The sequence below is a fragment of the Vibrio cyclitrophicus genome (assembly GCF_024347435.1).
GTDB classification, from domain to species: domain Bacteria; phylum Pseudomonadota; class Gammaproteobacteria; order Enterobacterales; family Vibrionaceae; genus Vibrio; species Vibrio cyclitrophicus.
Map to the genome: position 1 here is coordinate 620184 of NZ_AP025481.1, position 17293 is coordinate 637476.

The 17293-nt window shown below is 41.8% G+C and carries 13 protein-coding genes; 9 read left to right on the plus strand and 4 right to left on the minus strand.

Annotated elements, in window-relative coordinates; genetic code table 11:
- The first annotated feature begins 24 nt into the window (after nucleotides 1-24).
- The 3 genes from OCW38_RS17700 (at nucleotide 25) to OCW38_RS17710 (ending at nucleotide 3511) form a co-directional block, all read left to right on the plus strand.
- Nucleotides 25-519 (plus strand): hypothetical protein, encoded by a 495-nt coding sequence (locus OCW38_RS17700; RefSeq protein ID WP_010429480.1) that lies wholly within the window; start codon nucleotides 25-27, stop codon nucleotides 517-519.
- A gap of 60 nt (nucleotides 520-579) precedes the next feature.
- Nucleotides 580-2460 (plus strand): HD domain-containing phosphohydrolase, encoded by a 1881-nt coding sequence (locus tag OCW38_RS17705; protein ID WP_016788236.1) that lies wholly within the window; start codon nucleotides 580-582, stop codon nucleotides 2458-2460.
- Between the two features lie 325 nt (nucleotides 2461-2785).
- The gene (locus OCW38_RS17710) at nucleotides 2786-3511 is read left to right on the plus strand and encodes an HAD-IA family hydrolase (protein WP_016768765.1); all 726 of its coding nucleotides are present in this window, start codon (nucleotides 2786-2788) and stop codon (nucleotides 3509-3511) included.
- Between the two features lie 595 nt (nucleotides 3512-4106).
- Here the strand turns inward: OCW38_RS17710 and OCW38_RS17715 are convergent.
- Together OCW38_RS17715 and OCW38_RS17720 are read right to left on the minus strand one after the other, a co-directional pair.
- On the minus strand, nucleotides 4107-5531 hold the full coding sequence (locus tag OCW38_RS17715; RefSeq protein WP_261896374.1) for a methyl-accepting chemotaxis protein: 1425 nt from the start codon (nucleotides 5529-5531) through the stop codon (nucleotides 4107-4109).
- A 148-nt stretch (nucleotides 5532-5679) separates the two neighbouring features.
- A complete protein-coding gene (locus OCW38_RS17720) occupies nucleotides 5680-6903 on the minus strand; it encodes an aromatic amino acid transport family protein (protein WP_016793676.1) in 1224 nt (407 codons plus the stop codon).
- 447 nt (nucleotides 6904-7350) lie between these two features.
- On the opposite strand from OCW38_RS17720, the gene OCW38_RS17725 reads away from it, so the two are divergent.
- From OCW38_RS17725 to OCW38_RS17735, 3 genes are all read left to right on the plus strand, one after another.
- The gene (locus OCW38_RS17725) at nucleotides 7351-7479 is read left to right on the plus strand and encodes a hypothetical protein (RefSeq protein ID WP_010429500.1); all 129 of its coding nucleotides are present in this window, start codon (nucleotides 7351-7353) and stop codon (nucleotides 7477-7479) included.
- A gap of 191 nt (nucleotides 7480-7670) precedes the next feature.
- The gene (locus OCW38_RS17730; RefSeq protein ID WP_010429502.1) at nucleotides 7671-8282 is read left to right on the plus strand and encodes an acyl carrier protein phosphodiesterase; all 612 of its coding nucleotides are present in this window, start codon (nucleotides 7671-7673) and stop codon (nucleotides 8280-8282) included.
- Between the two features lie 57 nt (nucleotides 8283-8339).
- Complete coding sequence (locus OCW38_RS17735) at nucleotides 8340-9611, plus strand: DEAD/DEAH box helicase (protein ID WP_010429504.1); 1272 nt, start codon at nucleotides 8340-8342, stop codon at nucleotides 9609-9611.
- 146 nt (nucleotides 9612-9757) lie between these two features.
- Here OCW38_RS17735 and OCW38_RS17740 read toward each other — a convergent pair whose 3' ends face one another.
- The gene (locus OCW38_RS17740) at nucleotides 9758-10486 is read right to left on the minus strand and encodes a TetR/AcrR family transcriptional regulator (protein WP_016785211.1); all 729 of its coding nucleotides are present in this window, start codon (nucleotides 10484-10486) and stop codon (nucleotides 9758-9760) included.
- 156 nt (nucleotides 10487-10642) lie between these two features.
- On the opposite strand from OCW38_RS17740, the gene OCW38_RS17745 reads away from it, so the two are divergent.
- From OCW38_RS17745 to OCW38_RS17755, 3 genes are read left to right on the plus strand one after another with little or no spacing between them, the layout of a single operon-like run.
- Nucleotides 10643-11731: an efflux RND transporter periplasmic adaptor subunit gene (locus OCW38_RS17745; protein ID WP_016768768.1), complete on the plus strand. Its 1089-nt coding sequence runs from the start codon at nucleotides 10643-10645 to the stop codon at nucleotides 11729-11731.
- On the plus strand, nucleotides 11731-12786 hold the full coding sequence (locus OCW38_RS17750; RefSeq protein WP_010429514.1) for an efflux RND transporter periplasmic adaptor subunit: 1056 nt from the start codon (nucleotides 11731-11733) through the stop codon (nucleotides 12784-12786). The genes OCW38_RS17745 and OCW38_RS17750 overlap by 1 nt, the downstream gene beginning before the upstream one ends.
- Nucleotides 12783-15842, plus strand: coding sequence for an efflux RND transporter permease subunit (locus OCW38_RS17755; RefSeq protein ID WP_261896378.1), 3060 nt, complete (start codon nucleotides 12783-12785; stop codon nucleotides 15840-15842). The genes OCW38_RS17750 and OCW38_RS17755 overlap by 4 nt, the downstream gene beginning before the upstream one ends.
- A 189-nt stretch (nucleotides 15843-16031) precedes the next feature.
- Here the strand turns inward: OCW38_RS17755 and OCW38_RS17760 are convergent, their stop codons facing one another.
- Nucleotides 16032-16769 carry an EAL domain-containing protein gene (locus OCW38_RS17760; RefSeq protein WP_010429519.1) on the minus strand — a complete coding sequence of 246 codons (738 nt, stop codon included), beginning with the start codon at nucleotides 16767-16769 and terminating at the stop codon, nucleotides 16032-16034.
- Nucleotides 16770-17293 lie beyond the last annotated feature (524 nt).

Genomic DNA, 17293 nt, shown 5'->3' on the forward strand with positions numbered 1-17293 from the left:
ATACTAACCGTGGGTACTAAAAGAATGAATAACGAAATACCTGAAATTGCACACCAGAAAAATAAATGGCTATTTAGTCAACTCGATATTGCATATCCTGCAAAAGAGAGCCTCCTCGGTCGAGACATCTATAAAAACCAACTTTCTCAAAAGACTTACCAACTCCTCCCGCAAGACCAAACTCCTACTCAAATTGATGAATTGCACAAAGTCGACTTCCATAAACTGACCGTACTTTTCTCTCTTAACCAAGCCAGTGCCTATCAAAATGAAACCGAAAGAGCGCACATGTTGGAATTCTTAAGCCAGATAATGCTGTCGGACGAACATGAGCTTTATGTAGGGACAACAAAAGGCGATGTTGTGGCGAGTGCGATTGTGACTCAAGGTGCAAGTTGTCTGTTGATATCGGATGTTGTTAATAAGAATGATCAAGATATCAACGGCTTTGCTAAACAGTTACATGATTTTTGGGCACAAGATCATGCTTCTGGCGATCAAGTATGGGTTGAGAACTAAAGATTCTTTGAGAAAGCGTTAATCTGAGTACAATACCCCATCTTTTAAAAAGGGTTTTGTATGTACAAGCTATTGATATCAATCGCTGTATTGTGTGTTAGCGCTTTTTCTCCTGTTACACATGCTAAAGACTGGGATATTAAACAAATTCTAGTTCTGCACTCCTACGAACCTTCCTACCAATGGACCGCGGATTTCCAAAAAGGAATCGAAAACGCGTTCAAACACTCAAAAGCTGAAATAAAGCTCTCTGTAGAATACTTAGATACCAAGCGTATCCATAGCCCTGAGTATTACGACGCTTTGGCAGCATACTTCGAAACTAAATATTCGGAGTATAAGTTTGATGGCGTCATTGTCACTGACGATAACGCAGCAAATTTTCTTAAGTCGTTAAGCTCAGTGATTGATCGTTCGACACCTGTTGTTGCTGCTGGTATCAATGATATTAGTACTGATATGTACGCGGTCACCGACAAGGCGACCGTGCTGTATGAGAATGACCATATTGATATTAATATTGCGCTTATTGCGCAATTAAGACCAAACCTTAAGAACTTATATTTTGTAAATGATTACAGTGTCACGTCTGAGTTGATACGAAAAGAAGTGCATAAAGTAATGGCTGGATTTCCGCATATCAACTTGATTGAAATTGGAAGTCAAACGCTTGAACAAGCGAGCCAATACTTAAAGACAATTTCTGTTGATGACGCTGTGTTACTCAGTCACTACAACACAGAGCTACATAAAGCAATTTACCACTCTTACAAAGAGGTAGCGGAGATCCTGTCAACTTCGAGCGCGGCACCTGTATTTGCGCTTTGGCAATTTAACATCTTAGGTGATGTATTCGGTGGCTATGTAAATCATTCACAAAGTATGGGGGAAGAGGCGGTCAATGCTTTGGATAAATACGTGCCGCTCGGATTTTCTGCCCCTTTAATTCCGGGTGATAATATACGTTTTGTCTTTAATTACCCTGCAATGAATAAGTTTGGTATTAACAAGAGTGCACTTCCTGAACAATCGGTAGTCATCAATGAACCAGCTTCTTTCATACGTAAGAATTTCCAAATACTGTTGGGTTTGATCATGGTGATTGCAGGGTTGAGTCTGATTATCGTAATGCAGTTCATTACTTTACGTCAGAAGAAAGAGTTAGCGAAGAAGAACAAACGAATCCTAGCCCTTCAGAAGCAGACACTAAATGTTCAAAAGGACATGATTCATGTATTGGGTGAGGCCATTGAAACCCGCTCTGGTGAGACAGGGAATCACGTTAAACGTGTCGCTAAATTATCAGCATTACTCGCCAAGCATCACGGCTTAAGTCATCGTGAGGTCGAGATGATTGAGATAATCAGCCCGATGCATGATGTCGGAAAAATTTCGGTACCGGAATCGATCTTGGATAAGCCTGGCAAGTTAACGCCACAAGAGTGGGAGGTGATGAAATTACATACTACAGCTGGCTACAACTTATTGAAAAGCGGTGCTGGTGACATTACTAACCTTGCTGCGATCATTGCTAACGAGCACCATGAGCGTTGGGACGGAGCGGGTTATCCTAGTGGTAAGGTTGGTGAGGAAATTCATCTGTTTGCTCGCATTACTGCAGTGGCTGATGTATTTGATGCACTACTTAGTACTCGTTGCTACAAAGAGCCATGGCCATTAGAGATGGTTGTGGACTTGTTTGAGCGAGAGTGTGGTTATCAATTCGACCCTAAGCTGACCAAGATCTTATTGAATCACTTAGCTGAGTTCGTCGCGATAAGAGATACTTATCCTGATACCGAGGATTCACGTCACGTGATCAATTTACAAGGTCCCGTTGATTTACACGATCCTGTTGATTTACAAGCTACTGTCGCTCCAAAAGATGCAACTGACCTACAGCAAACAGTGTCTGCAAAGAGTGAGTTAAGTACTGTGTAGGCGATTGCGGCCATCATTGGCTTAAGTAGATGCTCTCTTTAACCTTTATAACACTCTCCAGTTGGCCCTTTTCTTCAGAACATTAGCCAAGTCCCTTTATATTTTGAACTGATATTCATTTGCTTTTGTAAACATGGCAGCATTTGGTTCTAATAAAGTTGATTTAATTTGGTGAAACCTGTTGCTTAACTTTAGCTATTAAGTGATCAGCTGCATATTTTGCGAAGATAAATAAGTGCGCATCGGTAAACTGTTACCTAAGTCATCTCTAGCATTAAGATAACCCTATAGGATAAAGCTTGGATTTGATGTGAGTGAAATACCTATGCGGCTAGAACAGACTAAATGTGTGATTTTTGATTGTGATGGAACGCTGATTGATAGTGAGAAGCTTTGCTGCCAAGCTTTAGTGAATGTGTTTGCTGATTTTGGAGCTAGTTTAAACGTCAATGATTGTTATGCTCACTTTCAAGGCGGGAAGTTAGCCGATATATTGATGGATACACAGGAACGTTTAGGGCTTTCTATCTCGATCGATACGCTTGAGCCGTTATATCGAACAGAACTAGAAGCATTGTTCCAGCGCCATTTAAAGCCAATGGATGGTGCTATAGAGCTTATTGAATTCCTTAAGCGACAAGATATCGAATTTTGTATTGCTTCCAATGCACCTAAATCTCGAGTTGAATCTTCATTAGCGATGACAGGTATGCTTGACGACTTCAAAGGCAAAGTGTTTTCGGCTTTTGACGCCAATAGCTGGAAGCCAGAACCTGACCTTATTATGTATACAGCTATGAATATGGGCTTTTTACCCAATGAATGTATTTATGTGGATGACACTTTGAAGGGGATTGAGGCTGGTGTGCGTGCTGGTATTCAATCGTTCCGACTGCGCCCAAGTATTGAAGAATTAAGCGTATATCCAGAAGCCGGCTCTACAGAACTAGCGGCTCAGGATATATACAGTTTGGAAGAAATTTCGGTTTGGATTAATGGCAAGCACTGTTCAAGTGGGGGTATACCGAGTTCGGGAGCTTTGGTGGGGTAGAGCCGAGCTCAAGACTAATGACTTTACTAAATTGTTTGGTATGAAAACCGCAAGATGCGCAAGTAAACTTCTCTCCACTTTCTGAAAGCAGATATTCGTCGTGTTGGCATAAAGGGCACGTGATGTTTTCGGTGTTCGGTGCTTCTGTTTTATTCATTATGTGTCACCTGCAGCAAGAGGGTAAGCGAAAATAAGACCCGTACTATTAGATTACTCCTAAGCTCGATTATTAGACAGTTTTGACTGCTTATAATCTCTCCTTTGCGACTAACTTCATGGTAATGATAATCTGATAGTTAACGGGCATACAGGTGGCCATGTTGCATTGTTTTTACTCTGTGAGTTTTCTGAGTAATGGGTTGCTTAGCAGTCTAACGATGTCTCTTTGAAGCATTCTGGACCAATTTTTCTTGTTTATTTTCTGTTTCCTTTACCCGCTATATCCCCAGTACTTAGTATCTTGCGACGCTAAGCTTAGTTATCAATGGTTAATTAGATACAAAAACCCCAATAAAAAAGGACTCTTACGAGTCCTTTTGGGTTAACTGATTTTGGAACAAGTTGCTTCACGCTGCTTGTCTCGTATATCTCGTCGTTAAGTGCGGTATCTCGCTAGTGTCTGAGACAGAGAAACCGATGCTTCTGTCAGCTTAGATACACCATTTGAAGAATTCTGTGCGACGTCTTTAATTACATCAGATTGGCTGCGAATATCATTAAGCTCTGCAGCAATCGTGTTCGCAACATTACTTTGTTCATCGGCCGAGGTCGCTATTTGAATACTCATGTCCATTAACGCTTGCGCTGAGTCAGCGATAGAGTGAACGTCATGGCCAATATCCGAAATTAGATGACTACTGGTTTGTGCTTGGTCAACGGTTTGTTCGGTAATCTTTGCAATATTTTGGCTTTCTTGTTGAAGACGCTCAATCATTGTTTGGATCTCAACTGTAGCAGACTGAGTTCTACTTGCTAGGGTTCTTACTTCATCAGCAACAACAGCAAAACCACGACCTTGTTCACCCGCACGAGCCGCTTCAATCGCAGCATTTAATGCAAGTAAGTTAGTTTGCTCTGAAATAGCGTTGATCGTCGTGATGACTTCATTAATTTGACTAGTGTTTACGTTGAGGCTAGTAACAGAAGAAGAAGTTTGCTCAATCAAAGAAGAAAGGGTGGTGATCTCTGAGATGGCTTGCTGAACCTTAGCGTGGCTATCGTTAATTTGTTGTGCGTCTTGTTCTGTTTGTTCTGTTGAACGAGCTGAAATATTAGAAACTTCATTGGCTGACGCGGTCATTTGGTCCATTGCTGTTGCAACGGAATCCAGTGACGCGTTTTGGCTCATAATTTGAGTTTCACTGCGTTTCATCTCTGTTTCAAAAGATGCAGACGTTTCGCTTAGTGTCGCAGCGCTGTGGTATACATTGTCTACGAGCTCGCTAAGTGTGTCCATTGAGCGGTCGAGTGCACAACCAATCGTACCGAACTCATCACGGCCTGGGTGGAAACCAAGTCGTGAGGTTAAGTCACCGTCACCAATCTTTTGAGTGGTTGAATAAAGTACCCAAAGCGCGCCGCCTAAGAAGGTCGCTACCCAATAGCAGAAAATACCAAAAGGGACACACCATAAGAGACTGAGTAAGAAGGTGTATAGTGCTTGTTGCTTTTGATTTTGTGTATTGATATCGGAAACAGTCAGTGAGTAGTAGTTACCATCTTTCGCTAACGCGGTTGCCGTAACAGAACCATTGTTGAGTACATTGGTTTCTTGAGGGCGTGATTGTTGGCGAACTGAGTCGATAGAGGCAGGTGATTCTGATGCAGACAAAATACCTTTAAGTTGATACTCAACCTGCTGTTTTGCACTAGCGTCAATTTGGTCCATTTTACTGACGTAGTTTAAACCAGATAAGCTTACCACTGCGGCCAAAAATATTAAGAAAATGACCCAAAACTTATCGTTAATAGACATTTTGATAAACAACTTGTCTATCGTTCGAAACTGTACTTCTTTCATAAAAACTCCACGGTAAATCCTTTACCGTGGACTCTAAATAACCGACCCTAATAAAAATGTGATCTAATCCAGGTAACTGTGAAAATTAATGATATGGAGATATCAATTATGAGATATCGATCAACTTATTCAATCTCAGATCCCTTTATTAGCCAAGTGACGGTAATAACCCTACTGAAATCAAGATTTGGATAGCAATGATAAATATACCAATAGTGCCAGCTAAAAACAGTGCTTTGCTTCCACCTAATACTTGGTAAGTCGTTCCTGTCCCTTGCGATTGAACAGAGAAGTCAGTGTAACGAATCTTGTAAACCATGACGGTAGGTAAAAGGATTGCCAGCACAGAAAGCGCAATAGCTGCGTAGCCCAATGCTGTGATGAATCCTTGAGGGTAAAACAGAGCAAAACCAAGTGGTGGTAAGAAGGTGATAACCGCTGTTTTCGCACGTTTGCCGTTGCCAAGCTTATTGCTAAGAGAATCACCCATGAATTCAAATAACCCTAAACTTACGCCAATAAAAGAAGTCAGTAGTGCAAGGTCCGCGAATACACCGACGATCACGCTCAGGTTGGATTGGTGAACGGTTTGCGATAGAGATACTAAAAGCGCGCCCAAGCTTGTATCTGACAATAGTTGTTCTTGGCTAATCACACCTAAAGTCACACTCTGCCAGAAAACGTAGATAACTAAAGGTAGTGCTGAGCCAATAATCATTACTTTACGTAAAGAGCGAACATCGCCATCTAAATAGCGAACGATCGATGGAATGCTGCCGTGGAAACCGAAAGAAGTAAATACGACAGGAATTGCTGCAACAATAAGACCTTGCTGCAATGGCATACTCATTAGGTACTGAGAGGTAATGTTTGGTGCTAAGAAACTTAGAACTAAAACCATTGCGATTAGCTTTAACCCAAATAAAACGCGGTTAACTTTGTCGACACTGTGTGTACCAATAGTTACAACGCCTGCAACTAACAGTGTGAATAGAAGAGTGGTGATTTGAGAGTTGAGCTCGATACCCGCGATATCCGAAATACGTTGGTTAAACTGGGCACCACCGCCCGCGATGTATGCCGCACATAAAGCGTAAAACAGAAACATCACCGCGAAGCTCGCAATCCACTTTCCTTTTGTCCCTAAAATTGTGTGAGCTAAAGTGTGTAGGGTTGCGTCAGATTCTGCGAATTGATGAAGCTCTACCATTAATAGAGCCGTAAATGCCATTAATGCCCACAAACCCAACATCAAGAAAAGTGAAGTGGAAAAGCCGATACCTGCAGAAGCAAGGGGAAGAGCGAGCATGCCAGCACCAATCGTGGTACCAGCAATGATCAAAGTACTACCAAAAACCTTTGATTTATTCATTGTATATAATTCTTTACGTTAGAGTATATTTTCATTGTAATTCTTCTAGCTTAAGTGCATAAACCCAAAGAATATCTCGATTTTCAAGTATTCTGATTGAGTTTAATTCCAAATGCAATGCTTTGTGTAATTAAAAACATCCAGTGTAAATCTTGGTTTACACTGAGGCGTATTTTCAAAAACTTGATGGCCTAAGCAAACGTTTGACTATGATCTGGTTCAAAATTGTTAGAGTAAATGGTTGTACTTAGTGTAAGGTGGCAGTACATATGTCGTTCGCGTATACCCCTTTAGCGTAAAAAGGCGCTGATGACCGCGAGTAGCTTTAAGCTATAAATATGGAATGGGTAAAGTAGAGTGCGTTCATCAAAGTGACATAATATAAGTCCAAGATGGTGCACTAGTTAACAGGACATTATGTCCACACCAAGGAATAGAGGGGGCACTATGAGTGACCAATCTTTTAATGACGAAAGTCTTGAGTTGTTAGATGCCATGGAAATTGGTATTGATTTATCTGACTATGAGCAGACGGTTAAACAATTAGCAGAAGAACTTTTTAACTCTTCAAACTAAAGTTTTATTAAGTTTTGGGTATACTAAAGCTCAATACTTCCATAGCTCAATGTTTCCCAAATTAGACAACTCTTAAACTGAGCAAACCTCATTTGCTCACACGTCAATCAAAACTATCCTCATTAAAGTTCGCGAAGATAAACGAGTACGTTTACCATATTACTTAGTTCTCGATACTTTAATGAGGTTCAATGAACTTTCTCGCACATCTTCACATCGCGCAACATTGCAAGAGTAACTTGGCAGGAAATCTGTTAGGTGATTTTGTTAAAGGCGATCCGAATAAGCATTATTCAACTTCGCTTGCAAATGGCATCAGACTTCATCGATTCGTGGACAGTTACACCGACCTCCATGATGTGTCGCGCTCAGCCAAATCACTCTTTTCAGTTCAAACACGGCGCTTTGCTCCTATTGCTCTCGATGTATTTTGGGATCATTGCTTAGCCAATCATTGGGAGCAATTCTCACAACAGACACTGGAACGTTTTTGCCTGGATTCCCACCAACAAATTTTCGCACATCAAGAACCACATTGGCCTGAGAGTTTTATTACTATCCATCAGAAAATGGCGGAACAACGATGGTTAGAAAGTTATCAAGACATGTCTTCAATCGATATGGTACTGCAACGAATGGCTATAAGAAGGCCCAAACTAGGCATGCTCAAAAACTGTTATGCTGACCTTGAGTACCACTATGATACGTTGCAGTGTCACTTTAATGAGCTTTATCCATTGGTTTTAGAGCAAGCTAACCAGTTTAGTACGCTTCAATTGAAGAAAAATCAAAAGGAAAGGTAAACAGCGTAATGCAGGTTTGCTACAATCCGCGCCTATTTAATCGTTGAGCATCATACTATGTCTGAATCTACCAAATCTTTTAACCAACTTGGATTATCTGAGCACCTTCTTGCTACGTTAGCAGAGCTTAATTTTACGGCTCCTACCAGTGTTCAAGAACAAGCGATTCCATTGGTATTAGAAGGCAAAGATGTATTAGCTGGTGCTCAAACGGGTACAGGCAAAACAGCGGCATTTGGTTTGCCGATTATTCAAAGATTAATCGAGACCAAAGACAACATTATTCCAAATCCAAAATTAGTGCGTGCGCTTGTGTTAGTGCCAACGCGTGAATTAGCACAACAGGTGTTTGATAACGTAACCGAGTACGCAAAAGGTACCGATATTAAAGTCGTTGTGGCTTATGGAGGCGTTAGCATGAAGGTTCAAACTGATAACCTGCGCGGCGGCGCTGATATTCTTGTAGCGACGCCTGGTCGTCTTATTGACCATATGTTTACCAAGAACATCATGCTAAGCCATACCGAAGTATTGGTACTGGATGAAGCGGATCGCATGTTAGACATGGGCTTTATGCCGGACATTAAGCGCATTCTTTCTCGCATGAACGAAGTTCGTCAAACCTTGTTCTTCTCAGCAACGTTTGATAACAAAATCAAAGCGATTGCACATCGTATGATGCAGTCGCCAAGTGAAATTCAAGTCACGCCAAAAAACAGTACAGCAGAGACAGTTACCCAAATGGTTTACCCTGTAGATAAATCGCGTAAGAGTGAACTGTTGGCTTACTTAATCGGATCGAAGAACTGGCAACAAGTGTTGGTGTTCACGAAAACTAAGCAGGGCACTGATGCTCTAGTTAAAGAACTTAAGCTAGATGGCATTAAAGCGGCATCTATCAATGGTGATAAGAGCCAAGGCGCGCGCCAAAAAGCATTAGACGATTTTAAATCGGGTAAAGTACGAGCGCTTATTGCGACAGACGTAGCAGCTCGTGGTATCGATATTCAGCAGTTAGAACAAGTTGTGAATTATGACCTGCCATTCAAAGCAGAAGACTACGTTCACCGTATTGGACGAACTGGCCGTGCAGGCAACAGCGGTTTAGCGATATCTTTGATGAGTCAGGATGAAGCTTATCTCCTGGGTGACATTGAGCGATTACTTGATACACGCTTGCCTCAAGAGTGGTTAGAGGGCTTTGAACCAAGCCTTGAAAAAGACGTGGCACCAGAACGAGGGGGTCGTAGTAAGAGTCGTTCATCAGAAAAACGTAAGATGAAAGCAAAGCTAAAAATTCACCAAAACCGCGGTAAAGCGCGACGCTAGTCTTGTTGGAGTTGATGTTTATCGCGTTTATTAATTCGAAAGTATTAACCTGAGCCAATATAAAAATGCCCCATGACTGTCATCAGTCATGGGGCATTTTCGTATCAAGGCAATTTAAATGTCGAGTACAAAGGCCTCAGCGTTACTTAGTCTTGTTCGCACTTCCATACGCAAGGTACGTCATAAACTAATTCTTCGATCGAGGTAGGATTCAGTGCCCATTCTTCATTGATGTTGAACGTGCTGAGCATTTGTGTGTTGAATAACTGCCAATGTTTTAATAATGCTTCTTCAGGTGTTGACTGCATCTCGCCTTCGTTCCATGTGCTTTCCATGAACGGAGTTAGGCATACGGCTCCATGCGCGTACATGATCATTTGCCACTTAATCTCATAAATGTTGATCAAGTTTTCAGGATTCGCCTCATTATACTGCTCAGCTAGCATATTGATTTCTTTTTCAACATTGCCAACATTGTCGATAAAGTAATCAACTAAGTTATCTTTTTGGCGAACAGAGTCGGTGATAAGTTGCATCGGCTTACGTGAGTGAATCATGTTGCTAAAGAGGCGCATACTAAATAAATAGATAGTAATGTTTGGCGCTGCATCTTTTGGAAGCTCATCCATGATTTTAGCAATATAAGACTGAAAATAACCATGTAAACAATCGCTTATAGCATGCCAAATCTTTTCTTTGCTACCAAAGTGGTGGCGGATAAGGCTATGCGATACGCCTGCTTTTTCACTGATGTTACGAAGCGAAACGCTATCATAACCATGCTCACAGAACATATCCGCAGCAACCGTCATTATCAAAAATCGCGTCTCCTCCGCGTCTTTTGCACTTCTTCTACCTTGTTTCTTTTCTGTCATCTTTACTTCACACATTTACCTGATTACCACATTCTACACTGTTTTTATTAAAATAAAAAATACTGCACAGGTGGAAAGTAAAGCTTGAGAATTATCTAATTTTAAATATACTGCCCGCCTGTGTAATAAAACATAATAATTAAATGGAGAAGCATCATGCAATCCAATTTGTCTATCGAAACTAGTTTAAGAAAGAATGCGTTGCTAGCGATCGCCACGATCATGCTTGCGGGTTCTCTAACTGGGTGTAATAAAGCCCAGTCCGAAGAAACTATTCAAGTTGTTAAACCTGTAAAGCTTTTTGAAATTCCTCAACAAAGTGATGTTGACCTAGATAGCTTTATCGCCAAAGTTGACGCAACCGATCGTGCTGCGCTTTCTTTCCAAGTTAGTGGAGACATTGAAATATTTTCTGTTCGAATGGGGCAGGAAGTGAAGAAAGGCCAAGTATTAGCAGCGTTGGATGCAACGGATTACCGAATTGCGCTTGATGCGGCTCAAGCAAGATTTGACTTGGCGAATAGCCAGTTCAAACAAGCTTCAAAGTTATACGCGAAAAAGCTAGTAAGCACTGATTACTATGACCAAGCTTTAAATACATTTACTGCCGCTGAAGTTGAGTTGGACCAAGCAAAAACAAACCTTGGTTACACCACATTAGTTGCTCCATTCGATGGCGTAGTGTCTATGGTGTTCGGTAAGCAATACCAATTAATCGCAGAAAAGCAGCCAGTGCTTAACATTTTGAATCACAGCGAAATGGACGTGACGTTCTCTATCCCGGTATCAAAGCTTGAAGACCGTTCTATTCAAGACCTAACCAGTTCAAACATGTGGGTAGTGATGGATAGCCACCGAGGCATTCGTATTCCCACTCGTTTTAAAGAGATATCGACTCAGCCCGACGAAGACACCAACAGCTATCAAGCGGTTGTGTCTATCGTAAAACCTGACGGGATAAATCTGTTGTCCGGCATGACTGCCCAAGTTGAAGTTCAGAAAAGTAAATCTCAGCTAGGCATCGGAATCGTTGACTCTGCATGGTTAAGCAGAGAAACGAACCACGGCGAGCTTTGGCGTTATAGCCCAGAGTCTCAATTGATTTCTAAAGTACAAGTATCTCTTGACCCACAAGGCAACGTTATTGATGGCTTGTCTCCTGGCGACCTTATCGTTGAAGCGGGTGTCGATGTTTTATCTGAGGGCCAGCAAGTCAAGGCGTGGCAACGTGAGGGCGGTATTTAATGAACCTTTCTAAATTATCATTTGTCGTAGCATCTACTTTGTTTCTTCAAGCCTGTAACAGCGAGGCTGATCACCGCGAGCAACCTTCTCTTTTCGTTTCTACCTTTGAAGTTGGTGCTCCTCTCACTGAACAGTTCAGAAGCTTTAACGGTCAAGTGATGCCTGCTGAGTTAACGCCTTTATCTTTTAAGCTGCCTGGTGAAATTAAGCGAGTCTTGGTCGAGGCCGGAGACAGAGTAGAAAAAGGGCAATTGCTCGCAACGCTTGATAACGATACCTACCTGCAAGGTTTGACGGACGCTAAATCTCAATTTGAGCTAGCGAGTAAGCAACTTGCGCGTGGTACTGAGATGTTCAGCAGCAAGATGCTATCTCAATCTGAACACGATCAACTAACCGCTAACTACAAATTGGCATCGGCTAACTTGGCTGCGGCAGAGCGTAAGCTGAGTTACACCGAGCTTTTAGCACCATTTTCTGGAACGGTTTCAACAGTAGATAAACAGCGCTTTGAAAATGTAACACCGGGTGAAACTTTATTGAGCTTGTATCAAAACGAAAAGGTGTATGTGCGAATTCAAGTCTCAGATTCAATCTTAGCGTCAATCAGCCCAAATATGCGGTCAAACAGTTACCGCCCTCAAGCGACTTTCGGTGGGCATACTGGTCAATATCCATTGACGTATTTAGAACACACCAGTGAATTACACCCACAATCTCGTACTTATGAATTTTGGATGCAGATGCCACAACCTAAGAACGAAGTTTTACCAGGTACAAGTGTTACGGTAAATGTAGATATGGCTAAAGCGGGTCTAAGTGATGTTCAAGGCTATGAATTACCCATGACAACGCTACAAGCTGGGGGTGAAGCAACCCAGTTTTTTGTATGGAAACTCGAAGATGGACAAGCGTTCAAAAGCGAAGTTGAAGTTGAAAAGATCAGTGGTAAAGGCGCACTTGTCGCTCACGGTGTTGAGCAAGGTGATCAACTCGTAAATTCAAATTTAAGAAAACTCCGTGACGGAATCAAATTGTCAGGAAAAGCAGAATGAACATCGCAGAATATTCAATAAAGAACAAAGTAATCAGTTGGTTGTTTCTCGTCATTTTGGCCATCGGTGGTGTCACATCTTTTGGTAATCTATCCCGTTTAGAAGACCCAGCTTTTACCATCAAAGATGCCATGATTATTTCAACTTACCCTGGCGCCACATCAATGGAAGTTGAAGAAGAGCTGACGTATCCACTTGAAAAAGAGATAAGACAGCTCCCTTATATCGATAAGATTACGTCGACCTCATCGAGTGGCATGTCTCAAATAATGGTCAGTATGAAGATGGATTACGGTCCGGACGAGCTACCACAGATTTGGGATGAGATGCGTCGTAAAATTAATGATCTTCAACCTACGCTTCCAAGTGGTGTTAATTCTGTTCAGATTATCGACGATTTTGGTGATGTGTTCGGCGTCATGATTATGCTAACGGGGGACGGCTATGATTCTGTTGAATTGAAGCAATACGCTGACTATCTAACACGTGAAATTGAACTTGTAGAAGGCGTTGGGAAAGTCAGCATTGCCGGTGATCAACAAGAACAAATGTTTGTTGAAATGTCACTTGAACGCTTAGCTGCGTTGAACTTAGATATGTCGACCGTAACCTCTTTATTAGCACAGCAAAACAGTGTGGTATCGGCTGGTGAAGTGATGCTAAACGGTCAAAGCTTAACGATTAGACCTAATGGTACGCTCAATACCGTTGAAGAACTTGAAAACCTGATCATTCATGGTCGTGACACGGGTAACTTAATTCGCCTTAAAGATGTCGCTGATGTTACGCGTGGCATTCAAGAAAAGCCTGGCAATGTGCTTACTTACAACGGCAAGCAGGCTATAAACCTAGGTATCGCCTTTTCGTCAGGTGTAAACGTAGTCGAAATTGGCAATGCGCTTGATACGGAGTTGGATCGCTTAGAAAGCATTAAACCTGCCGGTGTAGAATTGAACTACTTCTATAACCAGGCACAAGAAGTAGACAAATCAGTTGCAGACTTTTTGATTAGCTTAGTTGAAGCGGTTGCTATCGTTATCATTGTGCTGCTGTTTGCAATGGGTTTACGCAGTGGCTTAATCATTGGTTTGGTACTTTTATTGACGGTGTTTGGTACCTTCATTCTTATGGACTACAACGATGTAGAACTGCACCGTATCTCACTGGGTGCACTGATTATCGCATTGGGTATGCTGGTGGATAATGCGATTGTTGTTGTTGAGGGTATTCTGGTTGGCTTGAAAAAAGGTAAGACCAAACTTCAAGCAGCGAAAGACATCGTGACACAAACACAATGGCCACTATTGGGTGCGACCATTATTGCTATCACAGCCTTTGCGCCTATCGGCTTGTCGAAAGATGCAACAGGTGAGTTCATGGGCTCGTTGTTCTGGGTACTGTGTTTCTCGCTATTCTTAAGTTGGGTAACGGCGCTAACATTAACGCCTTTCCTTGCTGAAATGTTGCTTAAAGAAGAAGACAAAGTTGATGAAAACGAAGACCCTTACAAAGGCATCTTGTTCGTTGTATTTGGTGTGTGTCTGAAAGTAGCGCTTCGATTTAGATGGCTTACTGTTGTCAGTATGGTTGCGCTATTAGCAGTTTCCGTAGTCGGCTTTGGGATGGTGAAACAGCAGTTCTTTCCACCATCAAACACACCAATGTTCTATGTAGACATGTGGATGCCGGAAGGCACTGATGTTCGTGAAACGATCAAGCAGACCGAAAAGGTTGAAAGTTATATTCGCCAGCAAGATAACGTGGAGTTTGTGACAACAACGGTTGGGCAGGGTATGCAACGTTTTGCGCTTACATATCAACCAGAGAAAAGTTACGAAGCGTACAGTCAGCTACAAATTCGAACGACTGACCGTGACACCATGTTTGAAGTGCTAGAAGAGTTAGACAAGGACTTAGCCAACCAATTTGAACAACCGACGTTCCAATTCAAATTGATTGAGTTTGGCCCGTCACCAGCTTCAAAAATAGAAGCACGTATTAGTGGCGCAGACCCACAGATACTTCGCAGCATCGCGGTTCAAGTAGAAGATATTTTGTTAGCGGATCCGGGATCTCGAAATGTTCGTCATGACTGGCGTGAACGTACTAAAGAGTTAGTGCCACTGTTCAATGAATCAAAGGCTCGTCGTCTTGGCATTTCAAAGACTGATTTGTCTGAGACGTTACAAATGGCATTTGGTGGTTACAACATTGGGTTACTGCGTGATGGTACTCATATGTTGCCTATCGTAGCGCGTTTGCCTGAAGCCGAACGTTTTGATTTTGAATCACTGAATAATGTGAAAATCTGGAGTCCATCGCTGCAAACATACATTCCCGTTGAACAAGTGATCGATGGGGTTGAACTTCAATGGTCTGAACCGCTGATTCAACGTCGTGACAGAAAACGCACGTTAACCGTACTTGCCGACCACGATGTGTTGGGTGACGAAACGCCAGCTAGCTTGTTCGCTAGGGTAAAACCAAAGGTTGAAGCACTCGTTCTACCTGCAGGTTACGAGATTAGTTGGGGTGGCGAGTACGAAAGTTCCAAAGATGCGCAAGAATCTCTATTTGGTTCACTACCAATGGGTTACTTGCTGATGTTTATCATCACAATGCTTCTGTTTAACTCGGTTCGTAAGCCGCTTGTGATTTGGTTTGCGGTTCCACTTTCAATCATTGGTGTTTCGATTGGTTTGTTAGGTACCAATATGCCATTCAGCTTCACTGCGTTCTTAGGCTTACTAAGTCTAAGTGGCATGATTTTGAAGAATGGTATTGTATTGCTTGACCAGATCAACACTGAATTATCAACCGGTAAAGACCCATACTTAGCGGTTGTGGATAGCGCGATCAGCCGTGTGCGACCGGTTTCTATGGCAGCGTTAACGACTATCTTAGGCATGATACCTTTGGTATTTGATGCATTTTTTGGCTCGATGGCGATCACCATCATGGCAGGCTTAGGTTTTGCTACAGTACTAACGCTAATAGTAGTACCAGTGATGTTCGCTATCCTTTATAGAATCAAACCGTCCACTGCGGGTTATTAGGGATTGATATAAAACAGATTCTTTTAAGCCAGCCCAGTCATCTTGACTGGGCTTTTTTATAAGTGCTAGATAAAAACACAAGACGAACGAAGTGCTAAGGCTAAGCGTTAGGTCTATAAAAGAGAGTTAACCAACAGGAGTTAAAAAGCCGCTAATCAATGGAAAAGCAGCTTCTATAGATAAGCGGTTTTAGATAGCGAGGCGTATATCCAACTCAATCGGCTCTGGCATGGCTAAGTGGTAGCCTTGATACATATCGAAGCCTAAACTTTGCATTGCAACGAGTTGTTGCTGAGTTTCAATTCCTTCAATTACGGTCTTGGCGCCAATTTGGTTAGCAAGCTCTAGTACTAAGGTCATTTCACGAGTGTTGCCTTTTTCGAAGTCGAGCATAACAGATCGGTCTATTTTTATTATATGAGGATTGATATGACGAACGCGTTGCTCGGTTGAAGCTTGTGTTCCAAAATCATCGACCGCGATTTGAAATCCATTTTGTGCGAGTGAGTGGGCGGCGTCTTTCAAGCGCTCTTCACTTTCTGCATTAAGTTCAACCAATTCCATTACTATTTGAGACGATGATAGGTTCAGTTCATGGAGGCGTTTAGCCAACAGACTGTCGCTTACTTTTTCTGCGGCAAACAGCTCACCAACGTTCGGGAGCACGTTCAAAAACAGGTGTAAGTGACGAATTTTTGATTGTGCAAAGTTGCGGATATGGATAGCTCTACTCAGCCTTTCTACATTGATCTTATCAACGCATAAAGTTTCGTCGGAATGGAAGAAGTGATCAGGACGAACAATTTCACCCTTGCCGTTCGATAGGCGAACTAAAGCCTCTACGCCTATCTGAGCCATAGAACAATCAAATATCGGTTGATAGACACTTTTAAGTGTTAGATCTTGGTATTTAGCAATAAACTGCATATCGGTATCCACGGATATACAGCTAATAAATTCACTTCTGTTTGATAGAATCATAGTCGTTAGTAAAGGTGTTTATTCAGTGACGAAAACATTCGCCATGGCTGTCACAATATTGACAGGTGTTAGTAAATTGTCAATTAATAAAAATTCATTTACAGCGTCAATATTTAAATAAATATAATTAACGAAAAATCAGGATGATAAATGATATCAGTAATTAGTCTCAATTATCACTTCCTGCCATTTCATTGCCGCAGTGAATTTAATGGCTAAGGAACCTATCGCATAGTAACCACAACTAATATAAGGCTAGAGCACCAGTACACCAGAGAAAAGTAGGGTTAAAGACTTAGATTTTGGGAGGGCATCAAAGTTAAGAATTAAAGAGACTGTACCAGTTACATAGAAATGATATCTATCTCTCATAATCGATAAAGTTAGCGTAAAGGTTATTAATCATTCAAAATTGACATTTGGATAATTAATGAACACAAGAAAAGTTTTCGGTTATAAAATACTTTGTG

What these genes read in the sequence shown, in the direction of transcription:
- OCW38_RS17755 (WP_261896378.1), top strand. Translation starts at nt 12,783, where the DNA reads ATGAACATCGCAGAATATTCAATAAAGAACAAAGTAATCAGTTGGTTG.
- OCW38_RS17720 (WP_016793676.1), bottom strand. Translation starts at nt 6,903, where the DNA reads ATGAATAAATCAAAGGTTTTTGGTAGTACTTTGATCATTGCTGGTACC.
- OCW38_RS17715 (WP_261896374.1), bottom strand. Translation starts at nt 5,531, where the DNA reads ATGAAAGAAGTACAGTTTCGAACGATAGACAAGTTGTTTATCAAAATG.
- OCW38_RS17725 (WP_010429500.1), top strand. Translation starts at nt 7,351, where the DNA reads ATGAGTGACCAATCTTTTAATGACGAAAGTCTTGAGTTGTTAGATGCC.
- OCW38_RS17760 (WP_010429519.1), bottom strand. Translation starts at nt 16,769, where the DNA reads ATGCAGTTTATTGCTAAATACCAAGATCTAACACTTAAAAGTGTCTAT.
- OCW38_RS17730 (WP_010429502.1), top strand. Translation starts at nt 7,671, where the DNA reads ATGAACTTTCTCGCACATCTTCACATCGCGCAACATTGCAAGAGTAAC.
- OCW38_RS17750 (WP_010429514.1), top strand. Translation starts at nt 11,731, where the DNA reads ATGAACCTTTCTAAATTATCATTTGTCGTAGCATCTACTTTGTTTCTT.
- OCW38_RS17735 (WP_010429504.1), top strand. Translation starts at nt 8,340, where the DNA reads ATGTCTGAATCTACCAAATCTTTTAACCAACTTGGATTATCTGAGCAC.
- OCW38_RS17700 (WP_010429480.1), top strand. Translation starts at nt 25, where the DNA reads ATGAATAACGAAATACCTGAAATTGCACACCAGAAAAATAAATGGCTA.
- OCW38_RS17740 (WP_016785211.1), bottom strand. Translation starts at nt 10,486, where the DNA reads ATGACAGAAAAGAAACAAGGTAGAAGAAGTGCAAAAGACGCGGAGGAG.
- OCW38_RS17705 (WP_016788236.1), top strand. Translation starts at nt 580, where the DNA reads ATGTACAAGCTATTGATATCAATCGCTGTATTGTGTGTTAGCGCTTTT.
- OCW38_RS17710 (WP_016768765.1), top strand. Translation starts at nt 2,786, where the DNA reads ATGCGGCTAGAACAGACTAAATGTGTGATTTTTGATTGTGATGGAACG.
- OCW38_RS17745 (WP_016768768.1), top strand. Translation starts at nt 10,643, where the DNA reads ATGCAATCCAATTTGTCTATCGAAACTAGTTTAAGAAAGAATGCGTTG.